The organism is Streptomyces sp. NPDC058741 (assembly GCF_042746715.1).
GTDB lineage: Bacteria > Actinomycetota > Actinomycetes > Streptomycetales > Streptomycetaceae > Streptomyces.
Map to the genome: position 1 here is coordinate 50498 of NZ_JBHYQH010000026.1, position 14693 is coordinate 65190.

General features: G+C 70.8%; 8 protein-coding genes. 2 read left to right on the forward strand and 6 right to left on the reverse strand.

What is annotated here, in order from left to right:
- The 3 genes from ACFW6P_RS21160 to ACFW6P_RS21170 all read right to left on the reverse strand — a co-directional run bounded on the left by ACFW6P_RS21160 (position 1) and on the right by ACFW6P_RS21170 (position 4529).
- Complete coding sequence (locus tag ACFW6P_RS21160) at positions 1-3186, reverse strand: DEAD/DEAH box helicase (protein WP_386424357.1); 3186 nt, start codon at positions 3184-3186, stop codon at positions 1-3.
- On the reverse strand, positions 3179-3997 hold the full coding sequence (locus ACFW6P_RS21165; RefSeq protein ID WP_386356591.1) for a hypothetical protein: 819 nt from the start codon (positions 3995-3997) through the stop codon (positions 3179-3181). The genes ACFW6P_RS21160 and ACFW6P_RS21165 overlap by 8 nt, the downstream gene beginning before the upstream one ends.
- A 103-nt stretch (positions 3998-4100) precedes the next feature.
- Positions 4101-4529 (reverse strand): ATP-binding protein, encoded by a 429-nt coding sequence (locus ACFW6P_RS21170; protein WP_386424358.1) that lies wholly within the window; start codon positions 4527-4529, stop codon positions 4101-4103.
- Positions 4530-4716: 187 nt separating this feature from the next.
- Between ACFW6P_RS21170 and ACFW6P_RS21175 the strand changes: the two genes are divergently transcribed.
- A complete protein-coding gene (locus ACFW6P_RS21175; protein WP_386424372.1) occupies positions 4717-5517 on the forward strand; it encodes a helix-turn-helix domain-containing protein in 801 nt (266 codons plus the stop codon).
- Complete coding sequence (locus ACFW6P_RS21180) at positions 5514-5708, forward strand: DUF397 domain-containing protein (RefSeq protein WP_386424359.1); 195 nt, start codon at positions 5514-5516, stop codon at positions 5706-5708. Before ACFW6P_RS21175 ends, ACFW6P_RS21180 begins: the two co-directional genes overlap by 4 nt.
- A 20-nt stretch (positions 5709-5728) precedes the next feature.
- Here the strand turns inward: ACFW6P_RS21180 and ACFW6P_RS21185 are convergent, their stop codons facing one another.
- The 3 genes from ACFW6P_RS21185 to ACFW6P_RS21195 form a co-directional block, all read right to left on the reverse strand.
- Entirely contained in the window at positions 5729-7375 is a 1647-nt protein-coding gene (locus tag ACFW6P_RS21185) for a hypothetical protein (protein ID WP_386356581.1), read from the reverse strand.
- 108 nt (positions 7376-7483) lie between these two features.
- Positions 7484-11635, reverse strand: coding sequence for an Eco57I restriction-modification methylase domain-containing protein (locus tag ACFW6P_RS21190; RefSeq protein ID WP_386424361.1), 4152 nt, complete (start codon positions 11633-11635; stop codon positions 7484-7486).
- The gene (locus ACFW6P_RS21195; RefSeq protein WP_386424363.1) at positions 11635-14670 is read right to left on the reverse strand and encodes a helicase-related protein; all 3036 of its coding nucleotides are present in this window, start codon (positions 14668-14670) and stop codon (positions 11635-11637) included. Before ACFW6P_RS21195 ends, ACFW6P_RS21190 begins: the two co-directional genes overlap by 1 nt.
- Positions 14671-14693: the final 23 nt, after the last annotated feature.

Consider the following 14693-nt stretch of genomic DNA (forward strand, 5'->3'; position numbering starts at 1 on the left):
TCACTGCACGCCGTCGAGGATCCGCCAGACCGTCCGGTAGGCCGGTCCCTTGGCACCCAGAGCCGACCGCCAGGCCGTCTCGGGCAGCGCGGCGAGGCGGGTGCGGGCCGCCGCGGGGCCGCTTGTCAGGCCCTCGGAGGCGAGCGTCGCGGCCAGGCGGGGCGCCGCCGACCGCGGTACGCCCGCGAGCCGCATCGCGATGGCGTCCTCGGTCCGGACGCCGTAGTAGGCGTACGACGGGATGTTGCGCAGCTCGCGCTGGACCTCGGCCGGCATGATGGCGAAGTCCCGGCCCAAGGTGAGGGACTGCAGCGCCGACAGGCCCCAGGAGACCGTGGGAGCCAGCTCGCCGAACAGGCGCTGGCAGCACTTGGTGATCGCCTTGAGCTCGTCCCTCGTGCCGGCCTTAGCGAAGTGGTCGTCGGCGAGCTGCCGCATCGACGCGCCGTTCACCCAGTCCTGCATGACGCGGGCGACGAAATCCCCGCTGCGGCCCTCGTGCTCGTTGGTCACCTCGACCAGGTTGTCCCTGAGTTCCGGAACCTCCAGCATGACGCCGATGAGCTTGGCCAACGGGCGGCGGTCGCCCTCGAAGAGGGGTTGCTCCCACACGTCGCGTCCGAGGTGCGCGTCGCTCAGCCGGCCCAGGGTCGCCGAGACGCTCTCCCACGAGAAACCCGTACTGTCGACAAGGGCCAGCGGCTGCCCGAACAACCGCTCCGCGTACGTCCGCACGCTGCGTGTCAGTTCCGCCGCCCAGCCGCGGTCCGTTCGCCGCAGGTCCTGGAAGCCCAGGGTGCCGCGAAGGATCTGCTCGATCTCCTCCGCGAACTCCTCGGCGTCCCCGATCTGCCGGTAGGTGTGGGCCAGGTACTGCACGAACGCCGACCACTGGGGGAGATGGGCGAGGGTGCGCAGGTCCAGGTGACCGTAGCTGTCCATGGCCGTACGCACCATCTCGACGAGGGTGGAGTTCAGCTCCGTCACCTGGCGGCCGACGAACGCCCGCAGTTTCCCGGCCCGCACCTCGTCCGTGGCCGCCAGCGCGATCAGCCCCACCTCGCCCTGCTCGACCCGGCCGGCGCGACCGGCCAGGTTCCAGAAGTCCGGGGCCGGGATGTCCTCCCCGTACGGGAACTGGTGGGAGGCGAGGACGACGTTCGCCACGGGGAAGTTGACGCCTTGGGCGATGGTGGTGGTGGAGACCAGGTGGGTCAGGTCACCGGCCTCCATCAGGTACTCGGTGAGGGTGCGGATGTCGTCGGGCAGGCCGCGGTGGTGGATTCCGATGCCCTTGGCCAGCAGCCCCACCAGTGGGAAGCCGGGGCCGAACTCCTCCGCCACCACGTCCTGGACGGCCCGCAGATCCTCGCCGGGGTCCAGCACGTCCTCCCGGCCACCGGCGAGCAGCTTGGCGATCGACCAGGCGTAGTCCGGCCGTCCGGCCAGGGTGATGGTCTGACCCCGCTCGGCCAGCACGGACGCCGTAGCGGCGGCCAGCTTGGTCGGGCTGCCCGCCTGCGACCAGGTCAGTCCGAGCGGCCGGTTGCCGTCCAGCGGCAGGGTGTCGGGCACGCTGAGTGTTCTGCGGCTGGTGACCAGGGTCTCCAGGGCGACCCGGAAACCGCCGGCGCCTGGAGTGCGCTCGCGCAGGGCGAGCGCGAGGATGCGGTCGTTCGGCGCCCAGTCCACGGACAGCCCGACAGACTGCCGGCTGCCGCTGTCCAGCCATTCGGCGATGACGTCCCCGTTGTCGATGAACGGCGTCAGCAGCAGGAAACCGGCGTCCAGAGCCTCCCGGTTGACGGTCGCCAGCAACAGTTCCAGTTTGATCGCGCGTTTGCCCTCGCCCAGTTGATGAGCCTCGTCGGCCACCACCAGGCAGAGCGGACGCCCGATCCTCTCCTGCCATCCCGACCGCAGCAGCAGGTCCAGCTTCTCCGGAGTCGACACCAGCACCCGGAACCGCCCCTCGCCGCGGTCCGTGAGCATGTCCTCCTCCAGGCCGTCGAACTCCAGGGCGGGACTGACCCGTTCCACCCCGATGCCGAGCACCGCGAAGTCGCGGCGCAGCCGCCGCGTCACCTGGTTCACCAGCGCCCGGTTCGGGGCGACGTAGGCGACCCAGCCCTGCTGCTTGTCGTAGGCGTTGAGCGCCTGGAGGATGCGGAACTGGGCGATCAGCGTCTTGCCCGCACTCGTCGGGAGACTGACCACCACACTGCGGTGCGCCGTGCGGATCAGACCCTGTTCCGCGAGGGCCACCCGCTGCGGCGGCAGCACCTCGAAGATCGGGCGCGGCCGGTCCCGGTCGACCAGCGAGGCCACGAAGGCGTTCACCTCCGGGCTGACCGCGCGGGCCACCGTCCACAGGCTGTTGTCGATGATCTGGTCGGCGGTCGCGGTCAGCAGCCGGACGAGGACTTCCAGGTCCGGGTCGGCCGAGGCCACGGCCGCCTCCAGCGCGCGGTCGCAGTGCGACTGCACGCGTTCGCGCACCCCGTAGTGACGGCTCGACCTCCGCCCCCGCATCAGCGCACCCGTCGCCAGGTACTCGGCGAGCAGCTCCGCCGTCTTCAGCAGGTGATAGTGCGCCGCCAGCGACCAGGCGGCGGGACGCGCGTCGTCACCCGCCGCCGAGAGGTATGGCTCCTCCAGCCCCTCCTGCTCCCACCGCAGCCGCACCAGGAGCTGGTCCAGCGCGTCGAGGTCGTCCCACCCGCGCTTGCGCAGCAGCAGCAGCCACGCGTCGGCGGTGCCGCGCCGCACCCGGGACTCCCAGTCGTCGGCCAACCGCGGCTCGGACGGCAGCTCCACGTCCGCCAGCAGCCGGGCGGCGAGCGGTGTCTCGTCCGCGATCCAGCCCAGGCACGCCGTGCGCAGCAGCTCCAGCCGGGCCTCCGGCGAGTCCCAGGCGGGCAGCCGGGCCCGCGCCAGCGCGAACATCTGCCCGCACAGCCGCCGCGTCGACGCCGCCTTCGGGTCCTCGGCGATCGCGTCCCAGGCCAGCAGGTCCAGGGCGTCCACCGCGAAACCGACCGCCTCGTACCCCTCCTCGGGGCCCGGCGGGACCTCCCCCTCCACCGCGCGCAGCGCGGACCCGATGAGTACGCGGTGCGCCCGCTCACCGGCCTCGGCCACGAGGGCCGGGTCGAGTACGTCGTCCAGCCAGCCCAGGTCAGCCATGGTCGAGCACCCCCACGTGGTCGGGCCATGAAGACATGGCCACGGGGAGGTACCAGGCCGTGAGCAGAGCATGCATCGGCTCCACGACCGTCTTGGCCAGATCCTTGGCCCGGTTGCTCAGATCCTTCGGCTCCGGGGCGGTGTCGCGCACCAGGCAGCCGAAGAGCTGGATGTCCTTGCCCTTCGACTTCACCCAGCGGCCGGCCGCCGTCCGGTAGGCCTCCTGGTGTTCGGGGGTCAGGCACCGGAAGCGCAGCCACTTCATGAGCGTGAGATGGTCGTCCTTCGCGGACAGCTTCTTGAGCTGGTGGATCATGCCGTCCGAGCCCATCATGACGCCCGGCGGGCTGGACTCCTCAGAGGACGACTTGACCTCGCCGAACAGCAGCCGCGCCGAGCCGTCCGCCACGCACAGACCGACCAGGTCGGCGCCCGGGAGGCTCGCCTTGCGCGTACGCCGGTCACGGGCGCCGTCCCACAGCCACAGTGCCCCGTGCCAGTGCTCCAGCAGCACCTCGGCGAGGGCCTCGCCGACCTGCCAGGGGAGGGGTTCCGGTTCGCTCGCCAGGAGGGCCTTGAGGGTGTCGGTCTCCATGTCCGTCGTGGCGAGGCCCCGTAACTCGGTCAGGAAGTCGCGGGTGGCGGCGAGATCACCGACCCGCTCGGCCCACGGCCCCCCACGTAACTCCCGCATCACGTCGGCCGTCAGCTCGACGCCGCTCCACGACACGGCCCCGTCCTTGCCGGCGTACACCTCGATGCCCTGCGAGATGCGCGGCACCGCACCGTCTAACGCGCTGTTCTCCCTCACCCGTACGTCCCCTCCCCACAGTGTGATCGGAATTCTCTCCACCTCCCCGGGGAGTTGTCCACGGTGTGTGTCCGTCTGTGGACGGACTGTCTCGCATTCCCCGTCAGGAGAGCGGGAGACATGCCCACACGGTCTTCCCGGAGGGCGGGTAGGGATCGCATCCCCAGCGGGTGGTCAGGGCTTCGACGAGGAGCAGGCCGCGGCCGGATTCTGCGGTGGGGTCGGGGGCGGTCGTACGGGGCCGGGGCGCGCGGTCGCCCCGGGCGTCGGTGACCTCGACGCGGAGCGTGTCGGCGTCGGGCGTCTCGACGGTGAGCGTGAGCCGGAACCCGCGGCCCTGCGCGCCCCCGTGGGTCACGGCGTTGGCGCTCAGCTCGGCGACGACGAGTGCGGCCGACTCGCTCACCGCGCAGGCCGGCGGCCAGCCCCACGCGTCGAGCTGCTGCACGGTCAGCAGACGGGCCAGGCGGGCGCCGCGCGGGGTGGGGCTGAGGAGCTGGCTGAATCGAAAGGAGGAGATCTGCGTCTTCACGTCACCGAGCGTGGTCGGCCCGCTCTACTCTGACCAGCACATCCCTCAGTACGGAGGGTGCCTGTACCGGCATGGAAGGTGTCATGTGCGGGGTGTCGGTCGTGACCTGAGGAAGGGGGCAGTCGTGTCCGAGGCGGTGGTGGAGGCGCAGGGGGTTTACGACGAGGGGGAGTTGAGCGGTGACCTGATGCGGGCGGTGGGCAAGCAGGTCAAGCTGCTCCGGGAGCGGGCCGGGCTTACGCAGCGGGAGCTGGGGGATCGGCTCGGGTACAGCGAGGACCTCGTCTCCTCGCTGGAGCGGGGGAGGCGGACGCCGCAGCGGGAGTTCCTGGAGGCGGCCGATGAGCTGCTGGGGGCGGGTGGGCTGCTCCGGACCACGATCGAGGACGTGGAGAGGGCCAAGGCGAAGGCGCGGGTCCGGCATCCTGCCTGGTTCCGGGACTATGCGCGGTTGGAGCGGGAGGCGGTTGAGATCAACGACTACAACTGCCATGACATCCCGGGGTTGTTCCAGACCGAGCGCAGGATTCGCGCGCTGTACGAGATGCGCAAGCCGCTCCTGGACGAGGAGACGATCGAGCAGCGGGTTGTCTCTCGGTTGGCGCGACAGGAGATCCTGCTCCACTGGCCGTTGCCGATGATCACGTCGGTCATCGAGGAGCGCGTGCTGACGCGTCCTCTCGGAGGTCGAGAAGTCCACAGAGAGCAGTTGGAGCAGCTGCTTCGACTGGCTCAGCTGCGCAATGTAGAGCTGCAAGTGATGCCGAACGATCGCACTCAGCACGCAGGGATGGGCGGCTCTTTCATCCTGCTGACTCCCAAGGGGAAGACCGAACTTGGGTACACCGAAGCGCAGAGCTCCAGCCGACTGATCACGGATGCTGAGGCAGTCCGTATCCTGGCCGCACAGTACGGCAGCATCAGGGCACAGGCGCTTACGATGCAGGAGTCCCTTGCCTTGATCGAAAAGATGGTGGCAGAGCTATGAGTACTGCGGAATCCGCTCCCCTCACCTGGTTCAAGAGCAGCTACAGCGGCAACGAGGGCGGTGCATGCCTCGAAGTCGCCGTCACGCCCGGCGCCATCCACGTCCGCGACTCCAAGGTGCCCGCTCGCGCTGAACTCACCGTCTCCGCCACGGAGTGGGCCGCGTTCGTACGGTTCGCCGTCGAACGCTGACCCACCCGCGGGTCGTCGGCTCAGGTCTGTGTGTTGTCGGGGTGCTCTCCGATGTACCCCACGTAGACGAGCCCCGTGCCGGCTCCGTCGTCATGGAAGTAGAGCCGGGGCGACACCGTGTTGCCCCCGCCGATCCGCAGGTGGGCCTGCATGAAGAGCTTGCCCTCCTTGGCGACGGACGTCGGCACGGGGAACGTGCGCTGGCGACGCCACTTCGCGTTGTTCCCGACCGTCTCGGACTCCTTCATCTTGACCTTGGCGGACGGGAAGCGGTTCGAGGATCCGTCCGGAAGGTTGTCGCACCAGTGGCGGAAGTCGCCGCCCGTCGTTCCCGCGGCGGACGCGGCGGCGTAGTCGTTCAGCGTGCGCAACGCGTCCCAGGCGACGGTCACCCAGTTGACGATGCACTGGGCGTCCAGATCCTTGGTCTTCTTGGAGTTCCCGGTGAATCGCAGGTGGGTGAACTCGTCCATGCGGTCGAGGATCTCTGCGAAGGTGGCCGGCTGGTCCTCGGGCTCCGGGGGCGGTGTGTGGGCCAGCGCGTGGAGGCCGGCCTCTTCGAGCTTCTTCTGCAGGAAGCGGACCTTGCGGTGGGCGTCCTGGAAATCCCGGTAGAGCTGGTCGTTCTCGACGATCTGCTCGAAGTCCCGGTCATCCGCCTCCTTGACACGAAGGCGGAACTCACGGATCTGCTGGTCCTTCGACTCCTCGCGCTGCTCCGCCTCCTGGCGCTGGGTGTCGACCTTGCGCAGCTCCTTGCGAAGCTCTTCCAGGCTGGACGTATCGACGACTGGGCGGGGGCGGCTGCGCTGGAACGGCAGGGTGTCCAGCGGTTCCGGGAGGGGGTGGCTCAGCGCCAGGCGCTGAGGCAGAGAGGCGAGGATCGCCGCCGCTCGTCTGACGTTCGCCTCGATGGTGGACCGGGACATCACGGGGTGACGCTGGGCGTCGGGCTGCCAGGCCGGGTCCATGCCGGGAAGGTATGTGCGAACGCCGCCCCCGAAGACGGGATGGTGTTCCAGGGCCGTGTTGAAGGACTGCTGGGCCTCCGGCCGGAGGACGTACATGACGGCGAGACCGCTGAGGTGCCGGAAGACCGGTTCGACGACCCGCTTCGTCCAGGCTTCCGCATCCTGCCCATACGGAACACTTGCCACGACGACCGGCAGTCTGCGGTCCTGTTCGCAGAGTTCCTCGATCACCTCCTCCACGTCGTCCTGTTCGATGAACTTCGGAACCGTCCCGACTTCGGCGAGGCCGTCCTGTGCGGGGACGGCGTCGAGGAGGAGTTTGGCTATGCCGGGCGTGTTCGCACGGGTGTGTGCCTGGCCGGGAGCCGGCTGGTGCTCGATGTCCACCTGGAGCCAGGTGCGGCGGGAGTCCTTGCCGTTGTCCGAGCGGACCACGACGGTGGACTGCCAGGTGCCCTGGTTGTCCGGCCGGTTCTCGCGGAGTCGCCAGCGGGAGTACGAGCCGTGCCGGCCCGCCGCCGCGTCGTGGTCGAGGGTGACGCCCTCGGCTATCTCATTGCGTCCCTTGTCCAGGGCGGAGGTGTCGTACCGCTTCATCTTGCCGAGCCAGTGGTGCAGTTGGCGGTCGGCTTCGGCGGAGGTGGTCACGAAGTCCTGCGCGGTCGAGACGACCATGCGGTAGTTGCGCGGTTCCATGGGCGGCTGCCTGTGCGGTGAGGTGGGTGGGCGGTGGTTACGCCGAGTACGGCGCGCCACCCGGGAGGGGCGGCGCGCCGGTGGGGGTGCTCAGGCGGGGCAGTCAGGTCACGCCGGGTGGCGGGGGCCCTGGCCGGGGGGCGGATCGAGGACGGTCTGGTAGGCGGTGCCGGTGCGCTGGGCCTCGGCCATGCGGTCGTAGATGTCGAGGATCAGGTTCTTGGTGCGGTAGGTGCCGTGGGCGGCCTCGTCGGTGCGCTTGACCACGGGGAACGTTTCCAGGATGTGGTCTACGTCGTCGCGTCCCACTCCGTAGAGATGGAAGAGTGCCGCATCCAACTCTGCGCGCAGGTGGTTACGGCGGCCCTCGTCCCAACGGAACGGACCTCCGTAGTCTCCGAGGTCTCTGGCGAACGGGGCCAAGTCCGAGGCTGTGTAGCTAAGCTCTAGAACTCGTGAAGTCAGCCAATTACCCACCGTCTGATCGGCTTGCCAGGGAATTGTCGTCTCGCGGCTTCCTGGACTAAGGATCGGCAGTTGGCGCATGACAAAATACTTGAGGTGTGTGCCGCCCACCTTCTGTCGTGCGATGTAGTCCACGACGAACGACGCCATGGCTGCCAGTAGCGTTACGGCAGCCAACGCACCGGCCGCGGGCAACGCCAGCAAGGTTCCTCCCTCGAATGCTGCGTTGATGCGGGTGGCAGTGGCGATAAGGGTGCGGGCGTCTGTTCCTCGGCAGATGTCACGCCAGCCGATGAACCATTCGTAACTCCAATCCTTCTGTGCCAGCCGTGAAGCCACCCCCGGCTCCTTCACCGGGTTGCCCTTCCGGTCCTGCTTGCCGGTGAACACGTCGAACTCCGGCACCCAGTACCGCGGCATCGGCGCGAACTCGGGGTCGTCGTGCTGCTCCGGGGTCACCCGGGGCAGCGTGCCCATGTTGGCCTGGGCCTCGGTCTGGCCCTCGTACGTGCCGAGGCGGTGGTCGAAGTGATGCAGCATCTTCGCCTCGTACAGCGGGAGGTACCGCTGGCCGTCCCGCTCGAAGACATTGCCGTTCAGGGTCCAGCCCTCGGCCGCCAACTGGTCCTGCGTGCGGAACAAGTGGGAGTCGTTGGACATGTCGAACATCCTCATGAACGACAGGCCCCACGGGTTGTCCTCCGGGTCCCCCTCCCTGATCAGCACCGGCACCCGGCGGTAGATCCCCAGCGTGATCTCCGCGTCCCGCCGGGACCGGAACACCGGCAGCGTCCCCGTGTTGGGGTTGACCAGCAGGATCTCTTCCGGCGGCATCGCGAAGCGGCGGCTCGGCAGGTCCTCCATGTAGCGCGTGCCGAAGGCGAACGACGCCTCCCGCACCCGTTCCTTGCGGCCCGCGACCGTCAGCAGGCAGAAGCGGACGCGGTGGTCCACCGCCCGGCTCAGCAGGAACGCCTCGTTCTCGAAGTCCAGGAAGGACGCCAGCCGCGCGCTGCGCACCAGGTCCGAGAAGAACGGCGCCGTCGTCGCGTCCGTGGCGATGCCCGTCGGCAGCACCAGGCCGAAGCGGCCGTGCGGGGCGATGCCGAGGGACGCCGCCTCGGCGAACACCGCGTACGTGTTGACGTCGCCGCGGCCGGCGAGCGGGAAGCGGCCGGAGTCGCGCAGCAGGTGGCTCGCGCCCTCCGCCTGGCGCTTGGCCGCGGCGAAGTCCGTCAGCAGGGTCCGCTCGGCCGGTTCCTCGCTCGTCGCCAGCGCCTTGATCAGCCGCTCGCGGGCCGCCTTGTTCGGCGCCGTGGCGATCTTCTCGCTGCGGGTGGCGAAGAACTCCTGCTCCTGGAGCTTGACCCGCTCCCACGGCGGGTTACCCAGCACACAACTGAAGCCCCCGCCCCACCGCGTCCGCTCGTCCACCCCCGACGTCGGGCCGTCCGCGTCCTCTGGCACCGAGAACACCTCGGGGAACTCGAGGTGCCAGTGGAAGAACCGGTATTCGTTCCGCAGCCGGGCGACCGCGTCCTTCGTCCCCTCCGGCAGCTTCTTCCAGCCGTCCGCCCGCAGGCTCAGCAGCCCTTCCAGCGTCAGCGGCGGCGGAGCGGCCTCAGGGGTCTTCTCCCAGACGAACGCGGCGCACCACGCATCGGCCAGTTCCCGTTCCCGCACGTAGTCCGAGTCGGGGTCGCGGGTCAGCGCCACGTACGCGTCCCGCTGCTCGTGGACGTACTCCAGCTTGTCGTTCCGCGCCGCCGTGATGTCCGCCGCGGCGCGCGCCAGCTTCGCGTTGGAGGACGCCAGCGCCGTCGCCGACCCGAACAGCTCGCCCTGGTGGACGCCGGCCAGGCGGGCCTTCCAGGCGTCCCGCTCGGCCTTGTTGCGCTTCTTCAGCGCGGCGACCCACTTCTTGTCGTCGCCCTCGATCACCTTGAAGGCGTCGTCGGGGAGGCCCTCGGCCAGCAGCTTGGGCGTGGCGCCCACCAGGCCGTTGCCGTGCTTGATGTGCGCGTCGAGGAAGCTGAGCGGTTTGCCGGGCTCCAGGGACTCGATCCACAGCGACACCTTGGCCAGTTCCACGGCCATCTCGTTGAGGTCGACGCCGTAGATGCACCGGCCGATCACGTCCCGCAGCGCCGTGCGGGTCGCCTCCGCGCTCGGCTCGGGCGAGTCCGTGCGCACCGCGGCCAGCCGCTTGGCGATCCGGCGGGCCGCCGCCACCAGGAAGTGGCCCGAGCCGCAGGCCGGGTCGCAGACCGTCAGCCGCAGCAGCGCGGCCTCCTGCTCCTCCCGGGTCGCGCCCGACTTGACGGCGTCGTCTATCACCGGGTCCAGGGCCGAGTCGAGCAGGCAGTCGATCAGCGATGACGGCGTGTAGTACGAGCCGGTCGTCTTGCGCTCGTTGCCGGCGAGGGTGCGCAGCTCGAAGGAGTTGGCCGCCGGGTCGAAGCGGGGGACCAGCTCCAGCAGGGACTCGTAGATGGAGCCCAGTTCCTCCGCGCCCAGGTGGCGGTAGTCCACCCGGCGCGGGCGGTTCAGCTTGGGGTCGATCACCACGGACAGGGCCCGCACCGCCGTGAACAGCGCCTCGTTCGGCAGTTCCAGGCCGTCCAGGACGGCGTCCGCCTCCGAGCGCTCGAACAGACCGCCCAGGCCGGGCAGGCCGATCTCGGGCCGGCCGCCCTCCCGGCCCAGGCCCTCCAGGACCAGGCGCAGGGCGTGCCACTGGTCGCCGTGCGGGCCGCCGGTGCGGCGGATGGCGGTGCGGCGCAGGCGGGCGGTGGAGAAGTACTTCTCGTAGCGTTCGCGGGCGTCGTCCGGGGCGTCCGGCGGGATCAGCAGGCCCCGGTCCTCGGCGACGAAGAGGAACAGCAGGCGGTAGACCAGGTTGAGGAGCGCCGGGTGCATGGCGCGGACCGTCACCTCGGACTCGTCCAGCCGCCGCCGGAAGTCCACGTTGTCCCGGTGCTGGATGAAGCCGGTGCCCAGGATCACCAGGGCTTTCTCCACCCCCTTGCGGAGCTGCTCCATGGCGCGGGTGCCGCTGGCGATCGCCTCCGTGCGCCACCGCTCCAGCCAGCAGCTTGCCGCGCCGCCGTCGCCGTGCGCCTCGAAGCGGGAGCGGTGCGTCAGGCGCCACAACAGCAGGAAGTCGGCGAAGCGGTCGCCCTCGAAGATCGCCTCGACATCGAACTCGACGTACGCCGAACCGACCATGGACGTCGAGTCGCGCAGCAGGCGCAGCAGCCGGCCGTTGGACAGCAGGCCCCACAGGGTGTCCGCGCCGCTGCGGTTCAGGTACTCCTGGAGCAGCGACTGCGGGGCCGGGCCGGGAAGGGTGGAGGACCTGCGGTCCAGGTCGACGTTCCAGCCGGTCAGGTGGACCGGCACGGCCTGCCAGGAGTGGCTGACCTCGAACCGCTTCTCGCCGTCCGCCGACGGCAGGCCCCCGGCCGGGGCGTCGGGCAGGCGGCCGTAGCCGAGCTGCTCGAACAGGGGCAGCAGCCAGCGCTCGACGGTGACGCCGACCGCCGCGATGCCCTCGTTGTCGAGGGCGCCGTCCTTGGCGAGCGAGTCCCGGTAGGCCGTCCACACGCCCTTCAGGTACGCCCAGGAACGCTCGGCCGCGTCCCGGACCGTGTCGTCGGCCGCGAACAGGCCGTAGTCCTTCGGCTGGGCGCCCGGCACGTCCTTGCCGTCGCGGACACGGGTCAGCATGTCCGGCGGCAGCAGGCCGCCCACGGTGAGGACGGAGTCGGTGACGATGGTCTTCGCGAGGCTCATCAGCGGGCTTCCCCGTTCGTGGTCGTGCCGTCGAGGACGGGGACCGGGAGGTAGTGGTACACGCCGAGGACGTCGGGGCGGCCCTGGACGTCCACGCGCAGGCCCCGGCGCGCCGGGCCGGTCGCGCCGCGCACGTCGCGGAAGGCGCCGCGCACCCGGCGGTGCGAGTCGAGGAGACGGGCCGCGAGCTGTTCGCCGCGCTCCTCCAGCGTCGGCATCAGCGACTCCAGGGAGCCGAGAATGCTCTCGATGCGCTCCTGGGCGAAGGCGCGGTCGGTGTTCTGGGCGGCCCGTGCCTCCAGCAGGGCGACCGCCTCGTCCTCCGGCAGCCAGTCGGGGTTCGCCGCCGACCCCCGGAAGGCCAGCAGCCGGGCGTCCTCGGCGAGTTGCTGCCGGAGCACGCCGTCCCGGCCGGGCAGCGAGAGCTGGAAGCGGTAGCGGACCAGGAGCAGCGTGGTGCGCTTGGCCACGGCCGTCGTGCGGACCACTCCGCAGCGGCGGGCCGGCCGCTGCCACTGGTCCATCCGGTCGTCCAGCGCCGCGTCGAGCACGAAGCGGGCCACCGACGCCACCACCGGGTCGGTGCGGGTCAGGGCGACCTCGCCGCGCGGGGCGGTCGGGGCGTCGTGGAAGGCCACCGGACGGGGGTGGCGCGGGCCCAGGAGCGTGGCGAAGGCGTCCCGCAGGGGAGCCGGCAGCGCCTCGGAGTTCATCGTGAAGCCGTCCGGCTCTCCGGGCAGGGAGCCGGGGACGCCGCGCAGGGCCGTGAGGGCGTGGCGGGTGAAGCGGCGCACCTCCTCGCCGGTGCCCAGGGAGGCCCGCACCTCGGCGACCTCCTGCGCCACCTCGTCGCGCTTGATCGCGTTCTGCGCGTACCGGGAGCGCGAGGCCTTCTCACGCTCGGCGGCGCTCTGCCAGGCCTCGTGCAGCTCGGCCGTCCGCCGGCCGGCCGGCGACTCCACCGCGAACAGGCCCTCCTGCTCGTACTGCGGGCGCTCGCCGCGCAGGATCAGGCCCTCCAGCACCGCCTGCATCACGTTCTCCGAGGAGTCCGGCACCGGCACCGAGATGCCGGTCGCCTTGCGGATCCGGGCGTGCTTGCGCAGCAGGACGTCCAGCACGATGCCGTCGATCGCGTTGTCCGAGCCGTACAGCGTGACCGCCTTGACGACGTCCCGGCGCTGCCCGAAGCGGTCGACGCGGCCCTCCCGCTGCTCGTGCCGGGTCGGGTTCCAGGCGAGGTCGTAGTGGACCACCGCGTCGAAGCTCTCCTGGAGGTTCACGCCCTCGGACAGGCAGTCGGTGGCGACCAGGACGCGGCGCTCCGGGGGCGCCTCGCCGTCCTCGTCCTCCTCCGTCAGCGCGGCGATACGGGCGATGCGCTGGTCGGGGGAGAGCTCGCCGGTGACCGCCTCGACGGCGTACGCCTTCTTCCCGGGCGCGCCCTTCCTGCCCTTCCCACCCTTGTTGAGGGCCGCGTCGAGGTGCTCCTTGACGTACTCGGCGGTGGAGATGAAGCGGCAGAAGACGATCGGGTTGTAGCCCTCGTCCAGCAGCTCCCTCACCGTGTCGATGAGCTGCTTCAGCTTGCGGTCCTTCGCAGGCCCCTTGAGCGCCTCGGCCCTCTCCGCCATGGCCAGCAGCCGGGCCCTGTCCTCCTCGACGAGGGCCGTCGCGTCGGAGGCAGCGGCGCCGGGGGCGAGCAGCGCGCCGGGGACGGCGTCCGCGGACTCCGCCGCCTCGTCGTCGGCCGGGTCGGTGACCGTCCGGCTGCCGATGGCGTCGGCCTCGGTCACCGAGTCGGCGTCCTGCACACCGGCCCGCGTGTGGAGGGTCTTGCGCACGGCCGCCGGGGAGGAGCCCAGGGCGCGCAGCAGGGCGAGCGCCGACCACCAGCGGATGCGCTGCTGGAGCGCGCCGTCCGCGCTGCGGACGGTCTCCCGGGCGTAGGAGAGCACCTCCTCCAGCAGGCGACGGTATTCGGGGTGCAGGGTGTAGTCGTCCTCCCGGGACTTGCGGTCGCTGGGGAAGTTGGCGTCCTCGCGGAAGTCGTCCCGGATGTCGGCGCGGCGGCGCTGCACGAAGTGCTGCGCGAGCAGGTCGCGGCCCGCCTGCCGGTCCAGACTGATCGTCTCCAGCCGCTCGTCCAGCAGCCCCAGCAGGTTGCGGAAGGGCTCCTCCTTGCCGCTGTGCGGGGTCGCCGTCACCAGCAGCAAGTGGCGGTTCGGGTCGTCGGCCAGTGATCGCAGCAGGGTGTACCGCTGCTGGCGCTGCTGCCGGGCGCCGCCCTGGCCGGTGTCCGCGACGCACGTGTGCGCCTCGTCGACGATGACCAGGTCGGGACAGTTCTTGATGAAGTCGTCCCGGTGCCGGGGGGACTTGATGAAATCGGTCGACACGACGTAGTTGCGGTCGGGGCGGAACACCGACTGGCCGTACAGGCGGCTGCGCTCCAGCCGGCCGATCGTCGACGCCAGGACCAGCTCGGCGTCGATGCCGAACTTCCCGCGCAGCTCCGCCCGCCACTGCTCGGCCAGCGCCGGACTGCACAGCACCACCAGGCCGCGGGCGTCGCCCTGGGCCAGCAGCTCGGCCGCGATCAGGCCGGACTCGACCGTCTTGCCGATGCCGACGTCATCCGCGATCAGCAGCCGCACGGTCTCCTGGCGCAGCGCCATCAGCAGCGGCACCAACTGGTACGGGCGCGGTTCCACGGAGATGCCGGCCAGCGAGCGGAACGGGCCGGCGCTGGAACGGAAGCCGATGCGCAGGGCGCTGCGCAGCAGCCCGGCCGCCGCCTGGTCGCCCAGGTCGGACGGGCTGGGCGGGGCGAAGCGGGCGTGCTCGACCGTCTCCAGGGCGGGCAGCACCCCGGCGATGTCGTCGTCCGTGCCGCCCAACGGGCGCAGGACGAGCAGCTCGGGGGTGGAGTCGGGCAGGACGACCCACTCGCGGCCGCGCGCGTGCACGAGCGACCCGACCGCGAACTCCCGGCTGCCGTCCCGGGCGGGAGCGGCGGTGGTGGGCGGCGTCATCGGCGGACCTTTCGGAAGAGACG